General features: G+C 70.1%; 21 protein-coding genes. 6 read left to right on the forward strand and 15 right to left on the reverse strand.

All coding sequences use genetic code 11. The annotated features are described in order from the left end of the window. The first annotated feature begins 135 nt into the window (after nucleotides 1-135). Both AC0699_RS23815 and AC0699_RS23820 read left to right on the forward strand, forming a co-directional pair. Nucleotides 136-1,695, forward strand: coding sequence for a S8 family serine peptidase (locus AC0699_RS23815; protein ID WP_478663579.1), 1,560 nt, complete (start codon nucleotides 136-138; stop codon nucleotides 1,693-1,695). Nucleotides 1,696-1,715: 20 nt separating this feature from the next. Then, a complete protein-coding gene (locus tag AC0699_RS23820) occupies nucleotides 1,716-2,126 on the forward strand; it encodes a hypothetical protein (RefSeq protein WP_478663580.1) in 411 nt (136 codons plus the stop codon). A gap of 391 nt (nucleotides 2,127-2,517) precedes the next feature. Here the strand turns inward: AC0699_RS23820 and AC0699_RS23825 are convergent, their stop codons facing one another. The 7 genes from AC0699_RS23825 to AC0699_RS23855 all read right to left on the reverse strand — a co-directional run bounded on the left by AC0699_RS23825 (nucleotide 2,518) and on the right by AC0699_RS23855 (nucleotide 13,153). Then, entirely contained in the window at nucleotides 2,518-4,080 is a 1,563-nt protein-coding gene (locus AC0699_RS23825) for a GMC family oxidoreductase (RefSeq protein ID WP_478663582.1), read from the reverse strand. Between the two features lie 16 nt (nucleotides 4,081-4,096). After that, complete coding sequence (locus tag AC0699_RS23830; RefSeq protein WP_478663583.1) at nucleotides 4,097-5,671, reverse strand: APC family permease; 1,575 nt, start codon at nucleotides 5,669-5,671, stop codon at nucleotides 4,097-4,099. Further along, nucleotides 5,668-7,137 carry an aldehyde dehydrogenase family protein gene (locus AC0699_RS23835; RefSeq protein ID WP_478663586.1) on the reverse strand — a complete coding sequence of 490 codons (1,470 nt, stop codon included), beginning with the start codon at nucleotides 7,135-7,137 and terminating at the stop codon, nucleotides 5,668-5,670. Before AC0699_RS23835 ends, AC0699_RS23830 begins: the two co-directional genes overlap by 4 nt. Nucleotides 7,138-7,204: 67 nt before the next feature. Further along, complete coding sequence (locus AC0699_RS23840) at nucleotides 7,205-8,452, reverse strand: type III PLP-dependent enzyme (RefSeq protein ID WP_478663588.1); 1,248 nt, start codon at nucleotides 8,450-8,452, stop codon at nucleotides 7,205-7,207. Further along, on the reverse strand, nucleotides 8,449-10,191 hold the full coding sequence (locus AC0699_RS23845) for an IucA/IucC family protein (RefSeq protein WP_478663591.1): 1,743 nt from the start codon (nucleotides 10,189-10,191) through the stop codon (nucleotides 8,449-8,451). The genes AC0699_RS23840 and AC0699_RS23845 overlap by 4 nt, the downstream gene beginning before the upstream one ends. Continuing rightward, on the reverse strand, nucleotides 10,188-11,963 hold the full coding sequence (locus tag AC0699_RS23850) for an IucA/IucC family protein (protein WP_478663594.1): 1,776 nt from the start codon (nucleotides 11,961-11,963) through the stop codon (nucleotides 10,188-10,190). Before AC0699_RS23850 ends, AC0699_RS23845 begins: the two co-directional genes overlap by 4 nt. After that, nucleotides 11,960-13,153: an ATP-grasp domain-containing protein gene (locus tag AC0699_RS23855; RefSeq protein WP_478663596.1), complete on the reverse strand. Its 1,194-nt coding sequence runs from the start codon at nucleotides 13,151-13,153 to the stop codon at nucleotides 11,960-11,962. The genes AC0699_RS23850 and AC0699_RS23855 overlap by 4 nt, the downstream gene beginning before the upstream one ends. A 278-nt stretch (nucleotides 13,154-13,431) precedes the next feature. On the opposite strand from AC0699_RS23855, the gene AC0699_RS23860 reads away from it, so the two are divergent. The 3 genes from AC0699_RS23860 to AC0699_RS23870 all read left to right on the forward strand — a co-directional run bounded on the left by AC0699_RS23860 (nucleotide 13,432) and on the right by AC0699_RS23870 (nucleotide 16,467). Next, nucleotides 13,432-14,295 (forward strand): (2Fe-2S)-binding protein, encoded by an 864-nt coding sequence (locus AC0699_RS23860; protein WP_478663601.1) that lies wholly within the window; start codon nucleotides 13,432-13,434, stop codon nucleotides 14,293-14,295. 76 nt (nucleotides 14,296-14,371) lie between these two features. Further along, nucleotides 14,372-15,433 carry a right-handed parallel beta-helix repeat-containing protein gene (locus AC0699_RS23865; RefSeq protein ID WP_478663603.1) on the forward strand — a complete coding sequence of 354 codons (1,062 nt, stop codon included), beginning with the start codon at nucleotides 14,372-14,374 and terminating at the stop codon, nucleotides 15,431-15,433. After that, on the forward strand, nucleotides 15,430-16,467 hold the full coding sequence (locus AC0699_RS23870; RefSeq protein ID WP_478663605.1) for a methyltransferase: 1,038 nt from the start codon (nucleotides 15,430-15,432) through the stop codon (nucleotides 16,465-16,467). Before AC0699_RS23865 ends, AC0699_RS23870 begins: the two co-directional genes overlap by 4 nt. 76 nt (nucleotides 16,468-16,543) lie before the next feature. Here AC0699_RS23870 and AC0699_RS23875 read toward each other — a convergent pair whose 3' ends face one another. From AC0699_RS23875 to AC0699_RS23905, 7 genes are all read right to left on the reverse strand, one after another. Next, nucleotides 16,544-16,876: a TcmI family type II polyketide cyclase gene (locus AC0699_RS23875; protein WP_478663607.1), complete on the reverse strand. Its 333-nt coding sequence runs from the start codon at nucleotides 16,874-16,876 to the stop codon at nucleotides 16,544-16,546. A gap of 34 nt (nucleotides 16,877-16,910) precedes the next feature. Continuing rightward, nucleotides 16,911-17,390, reverse strand: coding sequence for an SRPBCC family protein (locus AC0699_RS23880; RefSeq protein WP_469769866.1), 480 nt, complete (start codon nucleotides 17,388-17,390; stop codon nucleotides 16,911-16,913). Nucleotide 17,391: 1 nt separating this feature from the next. Next, the gene (locus AC0699_RS23885) at nucleotides 17,392-17,658 is read right to left on the reverse strand and encodes an acyl carrier protein (RefSeq protein WP_453665712.1); all 267 of its coding nucleotides are present in this window, start codon (nucleotides 17,656-17,658) and stop codon (nucleotides 17,392-17,394) included. 17 nt (nucleotides 17,659-17,675) lie between these two features. Beyond that, nucleotides 17,676-18,926 carry a ketosynthase chain-length factor gene (locus AC0699_RS23890; RefSeq protein WP_478663614.1) on the reverse strand — a complete coding sequence of 417 codons (1,251 nt, stop codon included), beginning with the start codon at nucleotides 18,924-18,926 and terminating at the stop codon, nucleotides 17,676-17,678. Continuing rightward, a complete protein-coding gene (locus AC0699_RS23895; protein WP_478663616.1) occupies nucleotides 18,923-20,191 on the reverse strand; it encodes a beta-ketoacyl-[acyl-carrier-protein] synthase family protein in 1,269 nt (422 codons plus the stop codon). The genes AC0699_RS23890 and AC0699_RS23895 overlap by 4 nt, the downstream gene beginning before the upstream one ends. Beyond that, on the reverse strand, nucleotides 20,188-20,628 hold the full coding sequence (locus AC0699_RS23900) for a cupin domain-containing protein (protein WP_478663619.1): 441 nt from the start codon (nucleotides 20,626-20,628) through the stop codon (nucleotides 20,188-20,190). Before AC0699_RS23900 ends, AC0699_RS23895 begins: the two co-directional genes overlap by 4 nt. Nucleotides 20,629-20,762: 134 nt before the next feature. After that, a complete protein-coding gene (locus tag AC0699_RS23905; protein WP_478663621.1) occupies nucleotides 20,763-21,884 on the reverse strand; it encodes a SchA/CurD-like domain-containing protein in 1,122 nt (373 codons plus the stop codon). Nucleotides 21,885-22,146: 262 nt separating this feature from the next. On the opposite strand from AC0699_RS23905, the gene AC0699_RS23910 reads away from it, so the two are divergent. Continuing rightward, nucleotides 22,147-23,781: an FAD-dependent oxidoreductase gene (locus AC0699_RS23910; RefSeq protein WP_478663623.1), complete on the forward strand. Its 1,635-nt coding sequence runs from the start codon at nucleotides 22,147-22,149 to the stop codon at nucleotides 23,779-23,781. Between the two features lie 65 nt (nucleotides 23,782-23,846). Here AC0699_RS23910 and AC0699_RS23915 read toward each other — a convergent pair whose 3' ends face one another. Beyond that, nucleotides 23,847-24,350, reverse strand: a complete 504-nt coding sequence (locus AC0699_RS23915; protein WP_478663625.1) for a metallophosphoesterase family protein — start codon at nucleotides 24,348-24,350, stop codon at nucleotides 23,847-23,849. Nucleotides 24,351-24,480: the final 130 nt, after the last annotated feature.

Consider the following 24,480-nt stretch of genomic DNA (forward strand, 5'->3'; position numbering starts at 1 on the left):
CTCCCACCAGACTCGTGCCCCCGCATGCGGAGCTGGTATGTCGCTGCCAGACGATCCCGGGCCCTCGACCCACAGCCAAGTGACCTTGCCTGCTTGCGACATGCGCTGGCAAGGTACCGGGGCTAGCCTCGAGTTATGACCACGAAAAACTGGCCGGTCGAGTTGGAAATCGACGGCGGCGAGGTCGTCATTCTAGACAGGACGCGTCTGCTGCTCAGTTTCCGTGAGCCGCAGGAGTGCGACGGGCTCGTGCCACGATTGCGGGAATTGGATCTGGAACTGGAGCCGAGTAGCTCGGAGGAGGGTAACGGTTCCCGGTCCGAGGCAGTCAATCAAACCGACGATCACTTTTGGGTACGCTCTTCGCTCGGGGAGTTCATCGAGGGCGAACTCCGTGACGCCGTCGAGAGGGAATTCTGCGAGCAGTTGGAATGGATCGGCCCGGTCTACCACCATCCGCATGTGCCCGGGCGAGCAGGCCTCGAAGGCCTGCTGCCGAATGTCTTGTTCGTCAAGACAGGAATTGACGAGGCACCACTGGTGGCAGAAATCGAGCTACATGAGGACCCTGACAAGTCTCTGCCCGGCTACCGCTACTACACGATCCTCGATCCCCGGAGCAATCCCGCCCACGATGTGCGGGCGCGGCTGCTGGAGCAGGACCAGTACGGCTGCGACAGCGTTCTGTTCGTGAGAATGCTGCTGCTCCACCCGTACTCGTTTGAGCCGGCCGACACGTTTTACAAGGCGGATCCCGCGATGGGATACGACGGTCAGTGGAATCTGATCCGCACCCGTGTCGCTGGTCCAGGGCGGACCGCCTGGGACCTGCACATGGGCGAGGGCACGATCGCGGTCATCGATTCGGGGTGTGACCTGACCCATTCCGATCTCTACTTCGTGGCCGGTGCCGGCGGTCCGAACAACGACGGTGACAACAATCCAACTTTGATGGGTTACCAGAAGGGCCACGGAACAATGTCGGCTGGTGTCGCCGCGGCCACCACCCACAACCTCAAGGGAGTCGCCGGTGTAGCGGGCCACGGCGCCAGGGTCATGCCACTCACCTTCACGCTTGACCGACCGGACGAGCTCGCCGATCTTCTCGACTTCGCCGTGGACCATGGTGCGGACGTGATCAACATGAGCTTCAACACGAATAATTGGAGCAGTTCCGTCCAGGCGAATCAGGCACTCACGCGCGCCTACAACAATAACGTCGTCCTGTGCGCTTCCTCCGGAAACAACGGTGCAGCGGTGACGTTTCCGGCGACCCATCCGCACGTCATCGCCTGTGGCGCAACTGATCGATTCGACAAAAGGAAAGACGACTCGAACTACGGCAGCAAACTGTCAGTCGTTGCGCCGGGGGTCGATGTCCCTACGACAACGCTGCGGGGGGAAGGGAACCTCTCGGATCTCGATCGTCGTGACTGGGTCCGCGACTTTGGCGGTACGTCAGCCGCCGCCCCCCACGTCTCGGGCCTCGCGATGCTGTTGCTGAGCATCGATCCGATGCTGACCCCCGACGACGTGAGGGCCATCATCGAGGGCACCGCCGACCGGGTACCCCCCTTTCCCTACAGCCAGTCGAGCCCGAACGGCCCTCGAAACACCTACCACGGACACGGCCGCATCAACGCCCTGGACGCGCTACTGGCAGTACTGCCCCCACGCCTACGCCGCAAGCCGTAACAGGGGACTGAGAGGACGCCATGCCGATCCCCCCACTCCACCGCGAACGTCTCGAACGCGCCCTGGAAGCCCACGAGGCCGCCCTCCAGTACAGCGACAAGCCCCTGAGCCCTGCGAGGATCAAGGTACACAGGGTCCTGCTCGAACTGGGCCGTGACGAGGACATCCTCGCCCTCATCAACGACTTCCTCGACTCGCCCCAACTCGCCGGCGAAATCCGTTACGACGGTGACTCGGTGCTGAGCGCACGCGGCATCAAGCTGCCCGAGGGCGTGACGATGGGGGTCGTGGACAGAAACGGCAGAGATCCGGAGCCGATCCTGCGGTTTCAGTTCACGGTGCGGAGTCTCACGGTCCTTGCCGACTGGGACCCGAAGTCGGGCGCCTGTACCCGGGCAGCTATCGCCGGAGACGGCGCAAGCGCCGGGTGAGGCTGTGATGACCCTGGTGGAGACCGGCTGCTGCCGCTCCTGACTGCGGTGGAGGCGCGCGGTTTTGGCGTTGCCCCTGTGCGACCGCAGGGCTCGAGCACGGTGATCGTGACGGCTACGGCGGCATCGGAGGTCATGATTCCCGGAGCGCGGCGCTGGCGGCGCCGATCGGGCGGTGGTCGCTGCCGCAGGTGTGCCCGAGGAGTGCGGCGGCGGGACAACCACCAACTCACGGCCTGACCCGCCGACTTCCCAAAGTTGGAGCTACACCCACCTCACTTCGAACCCGCGCGCCCCAGCCTTCAGCAGGTCCACTTGGCGCGCAGGTTCTCGTCCACGCCCACTCGGGAATTCTCGAACAGGCTCGCTTCCCGCAGGTCAGCGCCCTTCGTCACCGCTTCTTGATCAGGTCGGCGCACTTCTCGCCGATCATCATCGTGGTGATGCACGGATTGACCGCCGTGAGGAACGGCATCACGGACGCGTCCGCCACCCGCAGCCCCCGGACACCCTTGACCCGCAGCCGGGCGTCGAGCGGCGCGTCCGGGTCGCTGTCGGCGCCCATCCGTACGGTGCCGGCAGGGTGGTAGACCGTGTTGTGGGTCTCACGGATGTAGGCGAACAGCTCGTCGTCGGTCCTGGCGCCGGGTCCCGGAGCAAGCTCCGCACCGGCCCAGTCGGCCATCGGGGCCTGGGCGACGATCTCGCGCGCCAGCCGCAGCCCATGTGTCATGACCCGGATGTCGTGCTCGTGCGTGAAGTAACGCGGATCGACCATCGGCTTGTCCCGGAAGTCGCGCGTGCGCAGTCTCACCGTGCCCATGGACCGGGCCCGGGTGACGTTGGGCGTGAGACAGAAGGCGTTGTCGGACGTGGGGTAACCGCGACGGTAGGTGTTCATGTCGAAGGGCACGGAGCCGTAGTGGAACATCAGGTCGGGCCGGTCCAGGTCCGGCTCGGTGGCGGCGAAGATCCCGATCTCCCACCACTGGGTGGACCTCGTGACCATGGGCTGCTTCGCCTCCCACATGATCACCCCCTCGGGGTGGTCCTGCAGACGGGATCCGACTCCGGGGGAGTCCACCCGTACGTCGACCCCGACATCACGAAGATGACCGGCCGGGCCGATACCCGACAGCATCAGCAGCTTCGGTGAGTCGATCGCGCCGCAGCACACGATCACCTCGCGCCGGGCGGACACGGCACCGGTGTGGATCGTGTCCGGCTCCAGATACTCCACACCGGTACAGCGCCCGTCGGCGCCGAACAGCAGCCGTCTGGCCTGGAGTCCGGTCCGCACCTCCAGATTGGGCCGCTTGCCGAGCACGGGGTGCAGATATGAGACGGAGGCCGACGAACGGGTGCCGTCGGGGAGCGCGTTGATCTGGAACCAGTGGGCTCCCCGCACCACCGTGGTGCCGGCGTTGAACGGCGTCAGGGGGATACCGGCCGCCGTACACGCATCCAGCAGGGCGCGACCGCACGGGTCGTCCGGGGGCACCGTGCGCAGATGGACCGGGCCCGAGCGGCCGTGGTGGTCGCCGGGCGCGTCGTTGGTCTCCAGCCGCCGGTAGAGCGGGAAGCAGTCCGCGGCGCTCCAGCCGGTGCAGCCCATCGCGCCCCACTCGTCGAGATCCTCGGCCGGTGCCCAGAAGGCGATGCACGAGTTGTGCGAGGAGCAGCCGCCGAGCACCTTCGCGCGGGCGTGGCGCAGGAAGCTGTTGCCGTTCTCCTGGGGTTCGACGAGGTAGTCCCAGTCGTAGCCGGACTCCAGCAGGGCCATCCAGCGGTCCAGCCGGAGGATGGTGTCGTCGCCGACGTCCGAGGGGCCGGCCTCCACCACGCAGACGCTGACGTCCGGGTCCTCGGACAGCCGTGCGGCGACGACGGCGCCGGCCGTACCGCCGCCGACCACGACGTAGTCGAACTCCGGCAGGGGCGTGTCCGGTGCCATCGGATCTCCAGGGTCGTCAGGGAGTTGTCGGGTCGCCGGCCTGGGCGGCCGGCGCGGCGTGTTCGGCGAGCACGCCCGTGCGGTGCCGCTGAACGAACCAGTAGTAGGCGAATCCGCCGAGGGCGACGATGCCGATGAACAGGAACGCGCCCCAGCGCAGATACCAGTGCTGCGGTCCCGTCGCGTTGTACACGTCGGCGCGCGGCCAGGCGAGGTTGAGGGACATCGCCGCACCCCACAGCACGGCGAGGATGTTGACCGGCAGCCCGAACCGGCCCAGCGAGAAGGCGCCTTCGGCCGGCTTCCACCTGCCGCGCAGCCGCTGGACCAGCATGGGTGTGGTGACCAGCAGATACGCGATGTAGATCATGATGATCGCGATGCTGGTGATCACCGAGAAGATCTGCGGCTGGTTGATGTTGATGACCAGGATGACGATCCCCACCACCCCGATGACGACCGCGGGCACGACGGGCGTCCTGAAGCGGGGGCTCACCCGGGCGAGCACCGAGCCCGCGGGGAGGTTGTTGTCACGGGCCATGGCGAACATCAGCCGGATACCGGCGGCGTGCACAGCCAGCACACAGACGGTGATGGCGATGACGACGCACCACAGGAAGATCTCGCCGATGGTCGGGCCGAGCGTCTCCAGCACCACGTACTGCAGGCCGCCGGTGGACAGCTCCTTCGCGTTCAGGTCCGGCACGGCCATCAGGGCGAACAGGAGGATCAGCCCGCCGAGGACGAACGACGCGACGAGCGCGCGCAGGATGGCACGGGGCGCGTTGCGCTGCGGATCGTGGGACTCCTCCCCGAGCGACGACGCCGTGTCGAAGCCGTACATCACATACGCGGAGGCCAGGGACGCGGTCAGGAAGGCGCTGAAGTAGCCCCACCGCTGTCCCGCGCCGAGCCCGTAGGTGTCGGTGAGGACGGTGCTCGGGCCACGGGTGATGTGCGCCGCCAGGAAGACGATGAGGGCGACGGCGGCGATCAGCTCGATGAAGACGCCCGCGGAGTTGATGCGCGCCATGAGCTGGACGCCGAAGGCGTTGACGAGCGTGGAGAAGAGGATGAGCACCGTCCCCAGCAGTACGGCGTTGGCGGCCGCGTCGGTCGGGCCGGTGCCGTCCCCGACGAACTGGAACGCCTGGTCGATCTGAGGCAGCGTGATCTGGTACGCGAGCGCCACGGCGGACAGCGTCACCATCGTGGCCGTCATCATCATCCAGCCGCCCATCCAGCCCACATGGGGGCCGCCCATCTTCTTCGCCCAGTTGTAGACCGAACCGGCGACGGGGTAGCGGGCGGCCAGCTCGCAGAAGCACAGGGCGACCATCAGCTGCCCGGCGAACACCATCGGCCAGGACCACCAGTAGGCCGGGCCGCCGAAGCTGACGCCGAAGTAGAAGAGCTGGAAGGTGCCGGTGAGGATCGAGATGTAGCTGATCCCGGCGGCGAACGTGTGAAAGTTGCCGAGGGTGCGTTTGAGCTCCGGCCGGTAGCCGAGTTCGGCGAGTGACGCGTCGTCGTCGCCGTGGCCGGGTGCCGGGCCCTTGGCAGAGGGGGCTGTTCCGGCGTCCGTACTCATGCGAACCACCTCTGCGGGGCCGGCGAGAGTTTGCGCCAGATGTGCTTGGCCTCCTGGTACTCGGCCAGCCCCGCCGGGCCCAGCTCCCGGCCGAAGCCGGACTGCTTCATGCCGCCCCATTCCGCCTGCGGTACGTACGGATGGAAGTCGTTGATCCACAGCGTTCCGGCGCGCACCCGCGAGGCGACCCGGTGCGCCCGGCCGGAGTCCCGCGTCCACACGGCTCCCGCCAGCCCGTAGACGGTGTCGTTGGCGAGCGCGACCGCCTCCTCCTCGTTGCGGAACCGTTCGACGGTGAGCACCGGGCCGAACGACTCGTCGCGGATCACCGACATCCCCGGGGTGCACTCGTCCAGCACCGTCGGCAGGTAGTAGAAGCCGTCGGCGAGCGCCGGGTCGTCGGGCCGTCTGCCGCCGCAGCGCAGCACCGCGCCCTCGGCGAGCCCGGCGGCCACATACGCCTCGACCTTGTCGCGGTGCCCGGCGGAGATCAGCGGTCCGGTGCGGGCGTCCTCGTCGAAGGGCCCGCCGAGCCGGATGGCCTCCGCCTGCTCTACGATCTCCGCGACGAACGCGTCGTGCAGCTCGTCCTGGACCAGCAGCCGTGCGCCGGCCGAACAGACCTGGCCGGAGTGCAGGAACACCGCCATCACGGCATGGTCGACGGCCGCCTCGAAATCGGCGTCGGCGAAGACGATGTTGGGATTCTTGCCGCCGAGCTCCAGGGCCACCTTCTTCACCGTGGGGGCGGCGGCCGCCATGATGCGGCGGCCGGTGACCAGCCCGCCCGTGAACGACACCAGATCGACCCGCGGGTCCTCCGTGAGCGGCGCTCCCGCGGTGGCGCCCGCTCCGAGCACCAGATTGGCCACCCCGTCGGGCAGGCCGGCCTCGGCGAGCAGCCGCATCAGAATGACGGCGGTGTGCGGGGTCAGCTCACTGGGCTTGAGCACGAAGGTGTTGCCGGCGCCGAGAGCGGGGGCCACCTTCCAGGCGGTCTGCAGGAGCGGATAGTTCCACGGGGTGATCAGCGAGCAGACGCCGACCGGCTCATGGACCACTCTGCTGTCCACTCCCGGCCTGCCGGTGTCGACGATCCGGTCACCGCCGCCCGCTGCGACCAGGTTGCCGAAGTAGCGAAAACAGCCGGCGATGTCGTCCATGTCGTACTCGCTCTCGACCAGCCGTTTCCCCGTGTCGAGGGATTCGGCCCGGGCGAGTGCGCCCTTGTCGCGTTCCAGCAGGGCTGCGACGCGCAGCAGCAGGGCACCGCGCTCGGCGGCCGGGGTATGCGGCCACGGGCCCCGGTCGAAGGCGTCGCGGGCCGCGGCGATCGCCGCGGAGACGTCCTTGGGCCCCGCTTCGTCGACCGTCGCCACCAGCGTTCCGTCGGCCGGGCAGCGGATCTCCCGCACCTGCCCGTCGACCGCGGCCGTCCATGTGCCACCGATGTAGAGCTCCGGCATGGTGACCTCCGGGTTCGGGTGTGCGGGCGCGTCCCATGGCGTTTCGCCGGTGGTTCAGCTACTGACACTAGAGAGATCGGACGTGATGCGCAGGGCGAGCGGACTGCTGTTCCAGGAAGTGGAAGCCGGGCCGCGGATGCATGAGGAACTCGTGGTGGGAGATGTTCCACGCGTACGCCCCGGCCAGCGCGAACACCACGAGGTCGCCCGCCCTCAGCCCCTGTGCCGGGACACGGCGGGCGAGGACGTCCTTCGGGGTGCACAGCTGGCCGGTCACGGTGACCAGGTCCTGGCCGGCCCCGGGGCGCGGCCAGGGGTGGGGCCAGATGTCCCTGCGGAGCACGGCGCACGGCTGGTCGTGGCCCTTCGTCGCCGGGGTGCGCAGATGGTGGGTGCCACCGCGGACGACCGCGAAGGTCTCGCCGTGGCTCCGCTTCACGTCCAGGACCTCGGTGGCGTACCAGCCGCAGTACGCCGTGAGTGCGCGGCCCGGCTCGATGCGGAGCCGCAGGCCCGGGTGGGCGGCGGTGAGACGGGCGAGCCCGGCCCCGTAGGCGGCCCAGTCGAACCGGGCCCCGGGGTCCGCGTAGTCGACCGTCATGCCGCCGCCGACATTGACCTCGTGGAGGCGGAAGCCGTGGCGCTCGGCGAGGCGCACCGACCAGGTCACGACGGACTCGGCCACGGCGAGTTCGGCCCGGGCACCGAGGCCGCTCGCCAGGTGGGCGTGGACACCGCGAAGCTCCAGCTGCGGGCAGCTGCCGTCGGTGAGGAGGCGGACCACGGCGTCGGCCTCGGACGGGTCCATGCCGAACGGGGTCGGGCGGCCGCCCATGGAGAGCGCACTGGTTCTCAGCGAGCCGTCGGCGAGCGGCAGGTTGAAGCGGAGCAGGACCGCGACGCGTGCCGCGGGCGTGTGGCGGGCGGCGAGGTCCGCCAGCATACGGAGTTCGTACGGGCTCTCCACATGGAAGCGCTCCACGCCCGCTTCGAGCGCCGCCGTTATCTCGGCGGGAGTCTTCCCGGGGCCGCCGAAGGCGAGCGGCCGCTGCGGGACGGCCTTGGCGACATGGGCGTGTTCGCCTCCGGAAGAGACCTCGAAGCCGTCCACGTACGGGGCGAGAGCCGTCAGGATCTCCTGTTCGGGATTGGCCTTGGCGGCGTAGTACAGCTCGACGCGGTCCGGCAGCGCCGACCGGACGGACGCGGCGTGCTCGCGCAGTGCGGCCAGGTCGTACAGATACGCCGGCAGGCCGTCGGCCGGGAGGGCCAGTGCATGCGCGCGCACCGCCGGGGTCAGCAGGGTCGTGGTCAACGGGCGTTCCAGTCGTCGTCGGCGGGGATCGCCCCGGACAGCAGGTCCTCGGCGAGCGGGGAGGGCAGGCGGACATAACCCGCCGTACGGTCGGCCGCGCGTGCCCAGCGGGTGAGCAGATTGGCCTTGGCCGGCAGCGGTTCACCCGCGAGCAGGGCGGTCAGACGCGGTGGGCGGCCGTGTTCGTCGGCGTAGTTCCGGAGCGTGCGGCGAACCTGCGACCACAGCGCGGTCTCGGTCTGCGGGTGCAGATCGGCGAGGGCCGCGAGCATCTCGGCCACATGGTTCACGAGCAGGCAGTAGACGACCCGGTCCCAGCCGCGCCCGGCGTCGTACGTCAAGGGGCCCGCGACCTCGGCGGGGAGTGCGGCGAGCGCGGCGGCGTGGTGCTCGGGGAGCAGCTTGGTGCCTTCCATGTCGCGGAAGAGGACCTGTACGGGGCTGCCGTCGGCGTCCACGCAGACGACGACGTTCTGCAGATGGGGTTCGAGGACCAGCCCGTGGTCGAAGTACGCGGCCAGGACGGGCGGGACGAGCAGGTCGAGATAGTCGCGCCACCACGCCAGGGCCGTGGCCGGATCAGCGTCGGCCAGCAGCCGGGAGATGTGGGCGGGCCCCAGGGGGTACTCGTCGGCCACGGAGGCGGCGAGCAGCGGAGTGACACCGGGGCGAAGCCGGCCGGTGAGACCTTCCCGGACGATCACACCGAAACCCTCGAGGAGAGCGAGGACCGTACTGCCGTCCGCGCCGGGCAGGGCGAGGCTGCGGTAGGCGGGCTCGCGGAGCATGCCGCTGCCGGGGAAACGGGCGGCCAGGTCGGCCAGTGCGGGTCCGAGCAGTCCGGTCAGCCGGACCGCTCCGGTGAGTTCGTAGCCGGCGTTCTTGCGCAGGCAGTTCGTGATGCGGACGTTCAGGCTGAACTTGAGGAACGTGTCGCCGTCGTAAAGGGTTCGGACGGACGCGGTGGCGGCGAAGGGGGTACGGCCGGGGCCGAGGTCGAGGACGTCGTCCCGGCCGAGGGCCTCCCGCAGGGCCGGGTGCTCGTGCAGCAGTTCGTACTGCCAGGGGTGGGCGGGCAGCAGCCGGTACCCCTCGGGCACCGGCCCCAGCCGGTCCAGCGGGTCGGCGGCGCCCGGCTCCGCCGACTCCTGGACGACCAGGTCGTCGCGGACGGCGAGCAGGCGGAGCGGGAAGGAGGCGGCGGCTTCGGGGGCGTACGCGGACCAGGCGGCGGGGTCGCCGCCGCGGGCCTTGGGGGTGGGGTGGAAGCGGTGACCGAGGACGAGGGACTGCTCGGAGGCGAGGTAGTCGGCGAGTGGACCGCTGCCACCGGCGGCCCGGCGGGGGAGGGCGAGGGCCGCCGCGACCCCCTGATGGCTGGAGGCGACCTGGTCCAGGAACTCGTCGTTGCGTACGCCCGTACGGAGCGAGAGTTCCGCGTGGACGTACCGGGCGAGGCCCGCCCAGTCGAGTGCGGACCAGCAGCCGTCGGTCTGCTCCTCGACCGAACCGGCGAAACGGTGCGCCCCGAGGAGGGACGTACGGCGAAGGGCCACCCGGAGCAGCACGCCCAGCCGTGGCAGGCGCAGCAGCAGACGGCCGCCGATGACAGCGGTCCGGTGCTCCGGTCCCGACACCTCACGGAGCAGACAGTTGAGGAGGGTGTGCGCCACGGCGTCGTCCGCGGTGGGCCTGCCCGCCAGGGCGGAGTGATGGGCGGAAGAGTGGATGGAGGTCATCGCCGCGTGAACTCTCCCCGCAGCAGGTAGTTGGGGCCGGTCGTGTAGTGCTTGTTGATGTCGGACGCTCCCGAACGGTCCTTGGCGAGCAGGGTCCCGGCGGTCACCATGGCCTTGACGGGCAGCCGCGCCGAGTCCAGGACGTGTGCGCGCAGCACGGCCCCCGGCTCCCCGGGCCGCGTCCCGAGCCGTTCCACGGCCTCGGCGAGCCGGTCACGCACGAGCCCCAGCAGGCGGTCCAGCGGGGCGCGGCCGTGCCGGGCGAGCCCGAAGGCGTAGGCGCCCGCGCACAGATGGACGGTGATGGTGGTGAACAGGTCCACGACCGGCCCGTCGCTGTCGCCGAGAATCCGGCGGTCGTCGAACACCGCCGGGTCCGGCGCGTCCGCGCCGAGTGCCGCACGCAGCCGGACGCTGTTGATGCGCGGGCCGTCGTTGTCCTTGAGCAGCAGCCGCAGGCGCGGGTGGCCCGCCCGCTCGTCCAGCACGAGTGACACGTTCTGCTGATGGGACTCCAGAGCGATCCCGTATCCGAAGAGCGTGGTCTGCCAGTCGAACAGCAGGGTGAGCGCGGCGTCGAGGAGGGCGAGCGGATCGCCGCCGTAGAAGCGGTCGGCGAGGTGGTCGATGACCAGCCGGCCCCCGGGAGCCCGGCTCAGCAGCGCGGCCATGGGTACCACGACGGCGTCGTCCAGGCCGGCGGGACAGCGCCGCAGGAGCACGGCGAGCAGCTCGTGGCCGGCATGGGCGAAGTGCGTCTCGTCGGCGTGCAGGACCGTGTCCCGGAAACGGGGCTCCCGTGCGGTCACGGTCCGCAGCAGGCGCTGCGCGGCAGCACCGTCGACGAGTGTGCCGGGCTTGATGGTGCGCCGGTTGAGCCGGCCCAGGGTGGAGATGGCCAGGGGCAGTTTGAGATGGACGCCGGGGCGGTCGGCGAGGGCCACGGTCCGCATGGACAGGGTCGGTACGACCTCCAGGTGCGGCCGGTCGGCCAGGACCGCCCGGTCCTCGAGTCCGGCTGCGCGCAGGGCGTCCCGCAGGGGGCCGCCCACGGACAGGGGATGCACAGGGAGAGCGAGATGGCTGCTGTCGAGTCCCGGCAGCCCGAACTCCGAGGGAGGCGGCGCGAGGCTCGGGCCCCGGAGGGTGACCGCGTCCCTGGGGAGAGCCAGCCAGCGCAGGGCGAAACGGGGGTGGAACTCGGGTGCGAACGCGCGCAGTTGGCCGGGCGTGAGCCCCGAGCGCCCGCGCGCGGTCGGATAGACAGGGTGGTCGAGACGGGCGGCGAGGGCGTCATGGGCGGGAGCGGCGGCGAGCCCGGTCCAGTGCGCGGGGTCGGCTCCGTTGCGCGCCGCCAGCGCCCCGAGGACTTCGTCCTCCGTGCGGGCGTGCAGCCGCATGGCGGTGAGCGTCTGCCGGCACTCCTCGGCGAAGGCGCCGAAGCCGCCACGGTCCGCAGGTTCGGCCAGGGTGGCCAGTGCGTCCAGGACGTCGTCGCAGGTGGTCAGTTCGGTCCCGTCGGACTCGCGGCGCAGCAGCGGCAGCCGGGCGGTCCACGCGCACTGGAACCCGTCCTCGCGGACCGGCAGCAGCAGCGCGTCCGGACCGGCCGTCGCCAGCCGCAGCCAGGTGCCGTCCGGGCGCTCCATCACGGCACTGCCGGAGCGCAGCCGCACGACGTCCTCGCGCAGCAGCGCGCCGAGCACCCGCAGGAGCAGCTCCGCCTCGGCCGTCGCCCCGGTCGCGCCTGGGGGCTCCGTCGGCACCGTCACGGCGTGATCTCCCAGCGCTGTGCGGCGAGAAAGCCCGTCACGGCCCGGTCCACGCTCTTCTGGTCGGTGCCGGTGGCCCGGACAACGCCCAGGAAATCGCGGTTGGTGCGGTACAGCTCGTGCCGCTCGCCGATCCGGCGCAGCGGCCGGTACGTCAGCCGCACGCCGTCGTCCTCGAATTCGGCCGCGGAGGGGGCGGCGGTCAGCGTTCCGGCGCGCTCCGCGCACGGATAGTCGAGCCGGGCCGCGCCGTCGGTCCGTGCGTGAAGGTCCGCCGGCAGCGGCTCGCCCAGATGAGTGCGCAGGATGTGCTCGAAGAGCGGCACGTCCAGCAGCCGGGCGAGGAGCAGATCGCACTGGTCGCCGATGGCACGGTAGTTGACCTCGATGATGCGCGCGCGTCCCTCGTGCACGACGAACTCCGTGTGGCAGGCGCCGAACCCCACACCGAGCGCGTCCAGTTGGGAGAGGACCTGTTCCACGATGGGCTCGGGATGCGCCGGGACGTAGGTGAGCCGCTCCTCGACGAAGTACGGGGGAGGGGACAGCTCGGTGTGGAAGCCGCCCAGCACATGGCGGACGCTGCCGTCGCCGAGCGTCTCCAGGGTGTACAGCTCGCCGGGCAGGTACTCCTCGACGACCAGGGCCGACCGTGGCCGGCGCGCCCGGATCTCCGCGCAGCGCCGCACCAGCTCCTGCGCTTCCTCGACCAGGAAGACGTCCTCGCTCGCCACGCCCTCACGCGGCTTGACCACGTACGGGTACGGCCTGCCGAGAGCGGCCACCGCGGCGGCCGGGTCCTGCCCGGGGGCGAGCTCCGCGGACCCTACGGTATCGGCGCCGGCGGCGGCGAGGTGGCGGCGCATCTCCGCCTTGTCCTTGGCACGCAGCGTGGCCTGCCAGCTCTTGGCGGGAAGGCCGAAGTAGCCGGCGGCCAGGGCGGCCTGGGTCTGCAGATGGTCGCTGTTGGTGAAGACCGCGTCCGGGGTGCGATGGGCCGAGATCCGGGAGATGACGGCGCGGAAGTCGCGCACGTCGCACTCGAGCAGCTCGGTGTCCGGGGCGACCGCGCGGTGCGCCGCGGGCTGGTCGGTGAGCAAGGTGACATGGAGCCCCAGCCGGCGGGCGGCGGGGAGGAATCCCTCGGTGACCGAGTCGGTCGGGTTCAGGGCGAGCAGGTACAGCTGCATGAGGGATCGCTTTCGTGCACGGAGCCGTGTGACCCGTGATTGTTCTGGATCACGAGCCGAGAGCCTAAGTTAGGCACACCTAAGTTTGTCAATTCGCCGCGACACGGCCCCGGTTGGCGTTCGCGATCACTGATGTGGTTAAGGTGAGCCTTGCCTTAGTGGGTTGTCGTTTCATCTCGCCCGCTGATTCGTCTCACCGTTGCTCGTCTTCGCCGTTGTTCGTCTTCGTCGTTGTTCGTCGTCCTGCTGTCTGTTCGTCTTCGTGCTGAGGAGCGCCCGTGACCCTGGCCCCGGCATCGCCACTGGCCGGACCTGCCGTGAGTTGTTCCGCCCTGCTCGCCCGGACCTGTCGGCGGATCGCCGGGCTCCTCCCCTCGTGGCAGATGGAGATCGCGGCACCCGGCTCGCCGGCCGGTCAGGGCTGGGCCGACGGTGCGGAACTGGCGGTCCGTCCGGAACTCCTCGACGCCCTCCTCGATTCCGAGGCCCTGCGTATCCGGGACCGTCACGCGCACACCGCCCGGCCGGATGTCGTCGCGTCGCGCGCGCTGCACGACTACCTCTGGACCGTCTGCCTGCTGATGAGCGGCCCCTGGTTCCTCGAGCGCCGCGTGCCGCGGATCCGCCCGCAGGATGTCCGGGTCAGCCTGACCGCGGGGGCCTTCGCCGTCGTCCCCGGCGGCTTCGCGTGCCTGCCCGGCGATCCCGCGGCCGGGCTGCCGGGCGTGCGCGTGGTGGCGCACGCGGAGGCGCTGCGGGCCGAACTGCGTGCCGCGGTCGCCGACCACGTACGGCCCCTGCTGGCCGCGATCGGTCCGCGGCTGCGGCGCGGGCCGCGCGCGATGTGGGGGATGGTGGGCGACGATCTGGTCTCCGGCATCTGGAACCTCGGCCGGATGCTGGGGGAGGAGGAGCGGGGGGTACGTGCGGCGGGGGAACTGCTGCCCGGGCCGCTGCCGCCGTTCCCCGGCGGCGCCGACTTCCGCCGGCTGACGGGCCGTGACGGACGGTCGTACCCGACCCGCACGCGTCTCGGCTGCTGTCTGTACTACACGATCCGCCCGGCGGAGGCCTGCGGCACCTGCCCGCGGACCTGCGACGCGGAGCGGCTGCGCCGGTTCGAGGGTGACCTTCCCGCCTGAGAGTCTTCTGTCACGACACGCGCCTGTTGGGTCAGGGATGTGGCAATTTGCCGTATTCGCCACATAATTTCAGCTCATGACGAAACGACAGATCACGTACCTCGGATGCGTCGCTCTCATGATGACCACGGGGCTGGGCGCGGCAGCGCCGGCCCGGGCCGGAATCACACACGACGTACATCCGGGGGAGTCGATCCAGGCCGCCGTGAACGCGGCGAAGCCGGGTGACATCATCTCCGTCGCACCCGGCACCTACCACGAGAGCGTTCTCATCAAGAAGTCGGACCTGACCCTGATCGGGGCGGGGGCGCGGACCGTCATCAAGCCGTCCACCGGGGCGGCCAGGAACGCCTGCGCGCAGGCGGGGAACGGGATCTGCGTCCTCGGCACGGCCGCGAAGCCCGCCCAGAACGTACAGATCCGCTCGCTGAGGGTTTCGGGGTTCAAGAAGAACGGTATCTGGGCCTCGCGCACCAACAAACTGATCATCCGTCGTGTGACCTCGGAGAAGAACGGCAACTGGGGCATCGCCGAGGAGCGGTCCCTGCGATCCGTGATCCGGGAGAACACGGCCCGCAACAACGCCGAGTCCGGAATCTTCGTGTCGAACACCACCGACACCGAGGCCGGCGCCGTCAACACCCGGCGCACCCTGGTCACCGGCAACCTTCTGACGGGCAACCGGATCGGGCTCACCGTCAGACGGCTCAGGAACCTCACCGTCCAGCACAACGAGGCCAACGCCAACTGCGCCGGCATGTTCGTCGTCGGCGACGAGGGCGTCCCGCGGACCGGGGACCTGGCCGTCCGCGGCAACCACGTCCACCACAACAACAAGTCCTGCCCGAAGACCGCCCGGCTGCCCAGGATCCAGGGCGCGGGCATCGTCCTGACCGGCGTCGAGGACGCCGTCGTCGAGTCCAACCTGGTCTGGGCCAACGCCGGCGCGTCCCCGTTCTCCGGCGGAATCGTGCTTTTCAAGAGCATCGTGGGCGCCCCGAGCACCCGCAACGTCATCAGGGACAACGTGCTGATGAGCAACCGGCCGGCGGACCTCGCCAACCGTGACACCGGCAAGGCCAACACCTTCTCCGGCAACTACTGCAAGACCGCCGAGAAGGCAGGGCGGTGCTCATGAGCACCGTAGGTGCAGCGACGGCCACCCCGCCGTCCATGCAACTGCGGGAGCTCGTCTTCGGGGCGGCATGCGCCGGCGCCGTGCGGGCCGCGGCCCGGCTCGGCGTCGCCGACGCGCTGGGGGAGACCCCCGCCACCGCGGAGGAACTGGCGGCCTCGGTGAAGGCCGAGCCGCGGGCGCTGCGGCGGATGCTGCGCGCGCTGACCTGCTACGGGATCTTCACAGAGACCGAGGACGGCACCTTCGCGCACACGGAGATGTCCCGGCTGCTCCGCGAGGACGATCCGCACAGTCTGAAGTACATCTCGCTCTGGTGCACCGAGCCCTGGACCTGGGACGCCTGGCCGATCCTCGACGAGGCGGTGCGGTCCGGCAAAAGCGTCTTCGACGGGCTCTACGGCAAGGGCTTCTTCGACTACCTCCACGAGGACGCGCACGAGTCGGCGCACGTCTTCAACCGGGCCATGACCACGTCCAGCATGCAGTCGGCCCGTGATGTGGCGCAGCTCCTCGACCTCACCGGAGCATCGACGGTCGCGGACATCGGCGGCGGTCAGGGGCACGTCCTGGCGAGCCTCCTGGAGAAGTACCCCGGCATCCGGGGAACGCTGCTCGACCTTCCCCGTGTGGTGGCCAACGCGGACCCGCGGCTGCGCGAGGGCGGCTCGCTCGCCGACCGCGTCACCATCGTCGCCGGGGACTGCCGGGAGGCCATGCCCGTCGAGGCCGATGTCTACATCATCAAGAACATCCTGGAATGGGACGACGACAGCACCCGCAGAACCCTGGGCAATGTCGTCCGGGCCGCCCGCCCGGGAGCCAGGGTGGTGGTCATCGAGAACCTCGTCGACGACACCCCGTCGATGAAGTTCACCACCTCGATGGACCTGATGCTGCTGCTCAACGTGGGCGGTGCGAAGCACACCCAGCAGAGCATGATCAGCAGGATGGCGGACGCCGGTCTGATCGTCGGCGACGTCCGTCCGGTCAACGCTTATCTGCACGCGTTCGAGAGCATCACCCCCGGCGCCTGACCGCGGGGATCCGTTCCCGCCACGACACGTCGCCGGGTCCGCGTCCGCACGCGGAGCCGGCGACGTTGCGCAAGCGTCACGCCCTACCGTCACGCTCCCAGCGGTAGAACTCGTGGGCCATGGCGTCCTTCGGGCTCCGCCAGGTCTGCGGGTCGTACGCGCTGACGTAGGCGGAGAGCTGCTCGCTGATGTCCCGGAAGGCCGGGTGGTCCGCCACCTTGGCGACCGCCGGTCCCGGCGGCCGGTCGGCTTCGATCAGATGGAGATAGACATCGCCGAACTGGAAGAGGCTGCGCCGGGTGACCCCGACGAGGTCCGGCAGTTCGCCCCGGTCCGAGGCCTCGAACACCTTGGCGATGTTGGCGGCCGAGTCCGGTGCCATACGGGCGACGATCAGAGCCTGGTGCATCAGGGAGAATCCCTTCGGTCGGTGTCGGTGGGTGTCACTCGGAGGTGACCGGGACGGCCTCGCGCTCGCGGGCGCGCTGCTCGATCTTGTCCCTGATGAGCTCCATCTGGATGCGGGAGTTCCGGTTGATGTTGTCGGTCATCCAGTCGTCGTCGACCGGGGCGTCCGGCTTCATCGCGAAGTCCTGCGTCCAGTGCATCAGGACACCGTGCGGTGTCTGCGTGTACTCCCAGCGGATGTCCATGTGCTGGAAGGGGCCGGTCTCGACGCGGCGGGCACGGACCGTCAGCGCCTTCCGGTCGGTCTCGCGCTCCGACACCCAGCTCCAGACCTTGCCGTTCTCGTCGGGATGCATGGTGAGCCGGAACGTCGTCTTGTTGTTCCTGCGGTCCATGATCTCGACGGATGCGTACTCGCTGAACAGCTGGGGCCAGTTCTCGATGTCGTTGGTCACGTCCCAGACGAGGTCGAGGGGCGCGTCGATGGTGATCTTGTTCTCGGTGTGCCCGGACACTTCAGGCTCCTGCCATGAGGGAATTGTTGACGAGGTCGAGGAACTCACGCGGGGTCTTGCAGCGGTCCGCGTCGGGGGGCAGCGCCTGGCCGTAGCGGTTCTCCAGCTCGCCCACGATGCCCAGCAGGCCGAGCGAGTCGAGGCCGTACTCGTCGAACCGTGCTTCGGGCCGGCCGCCCATCTCGACGGGGTCGACGGTGATGCCGGCGCCCTTCTTCATCAGAGCGGCCAGCTCTTCGATGGTCAGTTTGGTGATTTGCGTCGTCATGAGAGAGTCCTCACTTCTCACTCGGGGGTGTCGGCGCCGTGCCGCAGCACGAGCGCCGCGTTCGAACCCATGAGTCCTCGGCTCAGCACCAGGGCCGTGCGCAGCTCGGCGGGGCGGGCCCTGCCGGTCACCACTTCCAGGTCGTGGCACACGTCGGAGACATTGGGCGTGGGCGGTACGAGGCCGTCCTGCATGGCGAGGACGGCGGCTGCCGCGTCCAGCACGGGCGCTCCGCAGTAGGCCCGGCCCGTGCCGCTTTTGGGGGCCGTCACCGGCACACGCAGACCGTGCGGGCCCAGTGCGTCGGCGATCGCCAGCGCCTCGGCCCGGTCGGCCTCCGGGATGCCGAGCGCGTCCGCGAAGACCACGTCGATCTCGTCAGGGGCACAGGCGGCGTCCGTCAGAGCACCACGGATCGCGTGGGCCAGCCCCTCGCGGGACTCCTCCCACCGGGAGGCCCCGGTGAACGTCGCCGCGTGCCCGGCCACGACGGCCCGGACGGCGACGCCACGGCGGCGGGCCGCCGACTCCTCCTCGACGACGAGCATCGCGCCGCCCTCCGCGGGCACGAAGCCGCACGCGCCCGAGGTGAACGGCCGGTAGGCGCGCGCCGGTTCCTCGCTGGTGCTCAGTTCCCGGTAGCCGAGCTGGCACACGAGCGAGTACGGCGCCAGCGGTGCCTCGGCCGCGCCGATGACGACGGCGTCGGTGCCCCGCTCGATCGCCCGGGCGGCGTGCGCGAGGGCGTCGAGTCCGCCCGCCTCGTCGCTGGCCACGACACCGCAGGGGCCCTTGAACCCGCCGCGGATCGAGATCTGTCCGGTGCTCGCCGCGTAGAACCAGGCGATGGACTGGTACGGACCGACATAGCGGGAACCCTGGCCCCACAGCCGCTGCAGCTCGCGCTGGCCGAACTCGCCGCCACCGGAACCTGCGGCGGTGACCACTCCCACCGCGAACGGGGAGTCGCTGTAGTCACCGGTGGCTATCCGCGCGTCGGACAGTGCCATGTCGGCAGCCGCCATGGCGAAGTGCGTGAACCGGTCGGTCTGGACGAGGTAGCGCTCCTCGACCAGCGATTCGGGATCGAAGCCGCGCACTTCGCCGGCGACACGGACCGGCAGATGCTCGCAGCCTTCACGCGTGACGTGGTCGAGGACGCTGACGCCCTCGCGTGTGGACTTCCAGAAGGCGTCGGTGCCGACCCCGTTGGGGGCGATGACGCCGATTCCGGTGACGGCCGGACGCCGGTCCTGCCGAGGACTCATCGTGTCCTCCCTCCTGGCCGGGTGAGGACCACGGCGGACTGGAATCCGCCGAAGCCACTGCCGACCGAGAGCACGTTGCGCAGCTTGAGGGCGCGCGCGGTGCGTGGCACATAGTCGAGATCGCACTCGGGGTCGGGGGTCTCGTAGTTCGCCGTCGGCGGCACCACCTGGTTGGCCAGCGCCAGCACGCAGGCGACGATCTCTATCGCCCCGATGGCTCCGAGCGAGTGACCCACCATGGATTTGATGGAACTCATCGGAACCTTGTAGGCGTGCGTTCCGAGCGACTGCTTCACTGCGGCGGTCTCGTGCCGGTCGTTCTGCTGCGTACCCGAGCCGTGCGCGTTGACGTAGTCGATGTCCGACGCGTCGATACGGGCATGGCCGATCGCGCTGCCGATCGCGCGGGCCATTTCCAGGCCCTCCCGGGTGAGACCGGTCATGTGGTACGCGTTGCCGAACGTGGCGTAGCCACCGACCTCGCAGTACACCGTCGCGCCGCGGGCACGCGCGTGTTCGAGCTCTTCCAGGACGAGCACGGCCCCGCCTTCACCCATGACGAATCCGTCCCGGTGGGCGTCGAAGGGGCGGGAGGCATGGGCCGGGTCGTCGTTGTTCGCGGAGGTCGCCTTGATCGCGTCGAAGCAGGCCACCGTGATGGGGGATATCGGCGAGTCCGACGCGCCCGCGATGCAGACGTCGACCCTGCCCTCCTCTATGGCGTGGAAGGCGTAGCCGATCGCGTCGAGACCCGAGGTGCATCCCGTGGAGACGGTCTGCACCGGGCCGTGGGCGCCGGCCTGTTCGGCGACCTCGGAGGCGAGGGCACTGGGCGAGAAGGCGCGGTGCAGATGCGGCTCCGCCTCGCTGTGGTCCACGTCCCAGCGCCGGCCCGAACTGCTGACCTTGACGTAGTCGTGCTCCAGACGCGTCGTTCCGCCGACCGCGGTGCCCAGGGACACCCCGATCCGCCAGGGGTCCTCCCGCTCCGGGTCGAGCCCTGCGTCCCGCAGTGCTTCCCGGGCGGCGACCATGGCGAACTGCACGTACCGGTCGGCGCGCTGGATCTCCTCCGGGCCGAGGCCGTGGGCCGTCGGATCGAAGTCGCACTCGGCGGCGATCCGCGAGCGGAACCCGGTCGGGTCGAAGAGAGTGATGCCGCGCGTCGCCGTGCGGCCGTTGGCCAGGAGGTCCCAGAACGCCGGTATGCCGACACCTCCTGGCGCCACTATGCCGACGCCGGTGACCGCTACCCGCCGGGTCATGAAGCCGTCCCGGTGCGTTCGGGCGGACGGTGCTGTCCGACGCTCTCCATGGCAGGTGTCTCCTCCGTGTCGACGTGGCCGAGTTCCGGACGCGGGGCCAGCGGACCCAGGTGGAAGACCATCCGGGCTTCCGTGCTGCCCACGTTGCGGAACCGGTGCCGCACGTAAGGCGGGATGAGCAGCCCCTGGTCCGGCCGGATCGGGAACGTCTCGTCGTCCAGGTCGACTTCGAGTTCGCCACTGACGACGTACACGAACTCCTCGGAGTACGGGTGGTAGTGCTCGCCGATGCGGTCGCCGGGTTCCACGATCGCCAGGCCCATGAAGCCGCTCGTGGCACCCACGGCGGTGGGCGTGAGCATGGCGCGCAAATCGCCTCCGCGCCTGCGATTGGGCTGGGTCTCGCTCAGGTCGACGATGCGATGCGGTGTGGTCATGACTGGTTCCTCCATGGCCGGATGGCGTGGTGCCGGCGGTTCGGTGTGTGCGCGGTGCGGTGTGCGTGTGGTGCGGTGTGCGCGCACCGCACCGCCTGGCGCCGGACGGACGGTTCGGGCCCGGCAGCCGTGGTTCAGGGAGCCCGGCGGTCGGTGATCAGGCGCATGTCGGCCTTCTTGAGGAAGAGCGCCATGTCCTCGTCCGTGGCCGACGTGCTGCCGCCGACCGCGTCGTCGTCCAGGAGCCGCGCCAGCATGGCCGCCTTGCGCGGGCCGTGGGCGCCGAGCGCCAGCAGCGGGTCCGCGTCGATGGCGCCGCGCACATCGACCAGCCGTACGACGATGTCGTCGCGCTGGAAGATCGTGCTGCTGTCGACGGGCGCCGACGGGTCGTCCGCCGCCTCCTCGTCCTGCTGCGCGAGCAGCCGGGCGAGCGCCATGCCGCAGCCCGGCTTGGCCGGGTAGAACAGCGCGTGCCGCTTGACGTCGGGGTGCCCCTTGCCGGCGGTTGCGAGATGGTGCACCGCCGGAAGCGCCGCCCGGGTGAAGAAGACCCGGGCCGAGTCCTGGTCGTTGAGATCACGGTCCTGCTCCAGGTACGGGTTGATGGCCTCCTCGACCGCCCTGACCTCGGGCTGCCGGGCGACGTGGCGCAGTGCGGCGAACAGGTCGCCCTGCACCTCGACGGCCCGCACGACCCGGTTCCCGTGCATGAACAGCGAGGTACGCCGCAGCCGGGTGTGCTCGTCGACCTGTGCCGCCGGCGAGTCGTATCCCGCGAGGATCTCCGCCACGACCGGCTCGCTGCCGGGCTTGACCGTGAAGGTGAGGGCGTGTCGAACGACACCGTCACCCACCCGCGGGAAGGGCTGCAGGCCACCACCGATCTGCGCGGCCTCGACGGAGGTGTGGAGCTTCCCCGTCTCGCGCAGGACGCTGAACCGCAGCGACCGGGTGTCCCGTACGCAGTTGTGCAGGGGCCGGACCGTCTCCACATGCTCCTCGCTGTTCACCCAGTCGAGGAACGGCGGCGCACTCTCCCATTCGCTCGTGATCAGCCACTGCGAGGGGTTCTCGATGGACTGGCACAGCTGGTCGCTGATGTGGCCGGGTACCGACGCCACCTGGTTGCGCATGTGCTCGTACGCCTTGAGGAAGTTCTGCTGTGCGCCGTCGTGGAGGTCCAGCAGCAGTACGACGCGCAGCCTGGAGCCATCGAAGGCCGACTGAGATATACGTTCGCTCAGCGTTGTCATGATTTCCACGCCTCTCCTTCGAGACAGTGAGGCCGCCGCGTGCTGTGGCACGGCCGGCTCTCGGGGATTCCGAGCGCGAGTTCCGACAGGTACGGACGGCCGTACACCGCTGAGACGATGCGGCGGTCCGGCTTCGATCCTGTGCCGGTACCACGGGTGGCGCGAGATGTGTGAACCAGGTGGGTGAACGGGCGATCGAGGCCCTCCCGCAAGGGCATGGAAACTCCATTCCCCGTACCGGCGGCTGGAGCTGGAGCAACTGATGGAAGACAACGTCGACGAGCGCGTACCGGTCCTGATCGTGGGCGGCTCCCTGGTGGGCCTTTCGACATCGCTGTTTCTGGGCCGCATCGGCGTCGGGCACATGCTGGTCGAGAGGCACGCGGGCACTTCGAGGCATCCGCGCGGCCGCGGCAACAATGTGCGGACGATGGAGCTGTTCCGGGTGGCCGGTGCCGAGCAGCACATCCACGACGCCGCATCCGTCCTCGCGAAGAACCACGGCATCCTCCAGGCGCCGTCGCTCATCGGCGACGACGAATGGCTGTTCAAGGAGATCGACCCCGGAGGCGGTCTCGCCCGGTTCAGCCCTTCCTCGTGGTGCGTGTGCAGTCAGAACGACCTGGAACCGGTGCTGCTGGACTGCGCCCGCAAGCTCGGGGGCGACCTGCGGTACTCCACCGAGCTGCTCTCCTTCGAGCAGGACCCGCACGGAGTCACCGCGGTCGTGCAGAACCGCGAGACGGGCAGGCGCAGTACGGTACGCGCGGACTACCTCGTCGCCGCCGACGGGCCCCGCAGCCCCGTCCGGGAGCAGCTCGGCATCGGCAGGACGGGCCAGGGCGACCTGTTCCACAACGTGAGCATCACCTTCCGCTCACGTGCGCTCGCCGACGTCGTCGGCGACCGGCGCTTCATCGTCTGCTACCTCACCGACCCCGAGGCGGACGGCGCTCTGCTGCCGGTGGACAACGTGGAGAACTGGGTCTTCCACGCACCCTGGCAGCCCGACCGCGGCGAGACGCTGGACGACTTCACCGACGAACGCTGCATCGCGCACATCCGCAGGGCGACCGGTGCCCCCGACATCGACGTCGAGATCACCGGCAAGGCCCCGTGGCACGCGGCGGAACGCGTCGCCGAGCGGTACGGGGCGGGACGGGTCTTCCTCGCCGGGGACTCCGCCCACGAGATGTCCCCGACCGGCGCGTTCGGCTCGAACACCGGAATCCAGGACGCGCACAACCTCGCCTGGAAACTCGCCCTGGTCCTGGACGGCTCGGCCGGCCCCGGACTGCTGGAGACGTACGACGCGGAGCGCCGCCCGGTGGCCCGGGCCACCAGCGCGCGCGCCTCGGCCCGGTCGGCGGAACACAGCCACCCGGGGTACGCCCCCGCTCCGGGCATGGCCGGCGGCAGGCAGAGCGGGATGCTCACCGTCGCCATGGGCTACCGCTATCCGCGCGGCGCCGTCCTCGGCGCCGACCCCGAACTCGCCGTCGTACCCGAACGGATGCAGCTCTCGGGCGAGCCCGGCAGCCGCGCCCCGCACATGTGGCTCAACCGGCCCGGCGACATGCGGCTGTCCACGCTGGACCTCTACGAGCGGTCCTTCGTACTCCTGACCGGATCGGGCGGCGCGGCCTGGCACAAGGCGGCAGCACGCGTCGCCGAGCGGCTGTCGATCACGCTGGACGCCTACCGCATCGGTGCGGGACCGCACGCCGATCTGGTACCCGAAGCGGGCGCCGACTGGGCCGAGCTGCACGGTACGACGGCCGCGGGCGCGGTGCTCGTACGCCCGGACGGCTTCGTGGCCTGGCGCTCGGCGGACGCCGTGTCCGACCCGGAGACGACCCTGTTCGAGGCCATGAAGGCGCTGCTGCACCGTTCCTGACGGTTCGCTCCGCCGGTGCCTCCGCCTGTGGGGCGCCGGCGGGAGCCACGGAGCCCCGTATGCCGTCAGGTCCGGGGCTGCAGCCGGTGCAGACGTACCTGCGTCAGCTCCCCGTGCGCGGCCACCGCGGTCATGTAGGTGCAGTACGGCTGCCGCCGCCGGTCCGTCGGCGACCCCGGGTTGAGCAGCCGCAGACCGCCCTGAGCGGTGGTGTCCCACGGGATGTGACTGTGCCCGAAGACGAGCACGTCCAGATCGGGGAAGCGCTCGGCGCACCGCCGCTCGCGGCCCTGCGCGGCACCCGTCTCGTGGACGACGCCGAAGTGCAGCCCGCCGAGTTCCGCGCGTGCCACTTCGGGCAGCCGGGCCCGCAGCTCGGGGCCGTCGTTGTTGCCGAACACGGCGACGAGACGCCGCGCCCGCGCTTCGAGCAGATCGAGGGTGGCCGAATCCACCCAGTCGCCCGCGTGGATCACCACATCGGCCCGCTCGGTCTCCGCGAGGACCTCATCGGGCAGCTGCCGGGCACGCCTGGGCACATGGGTGTCGGACATCAGCAACAGCCGCACCGGCCACCTCCCGCTTCGCGCTACCGGCCGGGGCCTTCGCCACCTGACTCGTACGGATGTCCGGGCCCGGTACGCAGGTAGCGCAGGACCCGTTGCCGAAGGTCCGGGTCTCGGCGGTCCGGAGACCGAT

The organism is Streptomyces sp. NPDC043870 (assembly GCF_056435785.1).

What these genes read in the sequence shown, in the direction of transcription:
- AC0699_RS23815 (WP_478663579.1), top strand. Translation starts at nt 136, where the DNA reads ATGACCACGAAAAACTGGCCGGTCGAGTTGGAAATCGACGGCGGCGAG.
- AC0699_RS23820 (WP_478663580.1), top strand. Translation starts at nt 1,716, where the DNA reads ATGCCGATCCCCCCACTCCACCGCGAACGTCTCGAACGCGCCCTGGAA.
- AC0699_RS23825 (WP_478663582.1), bottom strand. Translation starts at nt 4,080, where the DNA reads ATGGCACCGGACACGCCCCTGCCGGAGTTCGACTACGTCGTGGTCGGC.
- AC0699_RS23830 (WP_478663583.1), bottom strand. Translation starts at nt 5,671, where the DNA reads ATGAGTACGGACGCCGGAACAGCCCCCTCTGCCAAGGGCCCGGCACCC.
- AC0699_RS23835 (WP_478663586.1), bottom strand. Translation starts at nt 7,137, where the DNA reads ATGCCGGAGCTCTACATCGGTGGCACATGGACGGCCGCGGTCGACGGG.
- AC0699_RS23845 (WP_478663591.1), bottom strand. Translation starts at nt 10,191, where the DNA reads ATGACCTCCATCCACTCTTCCGCCCATCACTCCGCCCTGGCGGGCAGG.
- AC0699_RS23855 (WP_478663596.1), bottom strand. Translation starts at nt 13,153, where the DNA reads ATGCAGCTGTACCTGCTCGCCCTGAACCCGACCGACTCGGTCACCGAG.
- AC0699_RS23865 (WP_478663603.1), top strand. Translation starts at nt 14,372, where the DNA reads ATGACGAAACGACAGATCACGTACCTCGGATGCGTCGCTCTCATGATG.
- AC0699_RS23870 (WP_478663605.1), top strand. Translation starts at nt 15,430, where the DNA reads ATGAGCACCGTAGGTGCAGCGACGGCCACCCCGCCGTCCATGCAACTG.
- AC0699_RS23875 (WP_478663607.1), bottom strand. Translation starts at nt 16,876, where the DNA reads ATGCACCAGGCTCTGATCGTCGCCCGTATGGCACCGGACTCGGCCGCC.
- AC0699_RS23885 (WP_453665712.1), bottom strand. Translation starts at nt 17,658, where the DNA reads ATGACGACGCAAATCACCAAACTGACCATCGAAGAGCTGGCCGCTCTG.
- AC0699_RS23890 (WP_478663614.1), bottom strand. Translation starts at nt 18,926, where the DNA reads ATGAGTCCTCGGCAGGACCGGCGTCCGGCCGTCACCGGAATCGGCGTC.
- AC0699_RS23895 (WP_478663616.1), bottom strand. Translation starts at nt 20,191, where the DNA reads ATGACCCGGCGGGTAGCGGTCACCGGCGTCGGCATAGTGGCGCCAGGA.
- AC0699_RS23900 (WP_478663619.1), bottom strand. Translation starts at nt 20,628, where the DNA reads ATGACCACACCGCATCGCATCGTCGACCTGAGCGAGACCCAGCCCAAT.
- AC0699_RS23905 (WP_478663621.1), bottom strand. Translation starts at nt 21,884, where the DNA reads ATGACAACGCTGAGCGAACGTATATCTCAGTCGGCCTTCGATGGCTCC.
- AC0699_RS23910 (WP_478663623.1), top strand. Translation starts at nt 22,147, where the DNA reads ATGGAAGACAACGTCGACGAGCGCGTACCGGTCCTGATCGTGGGCGGC.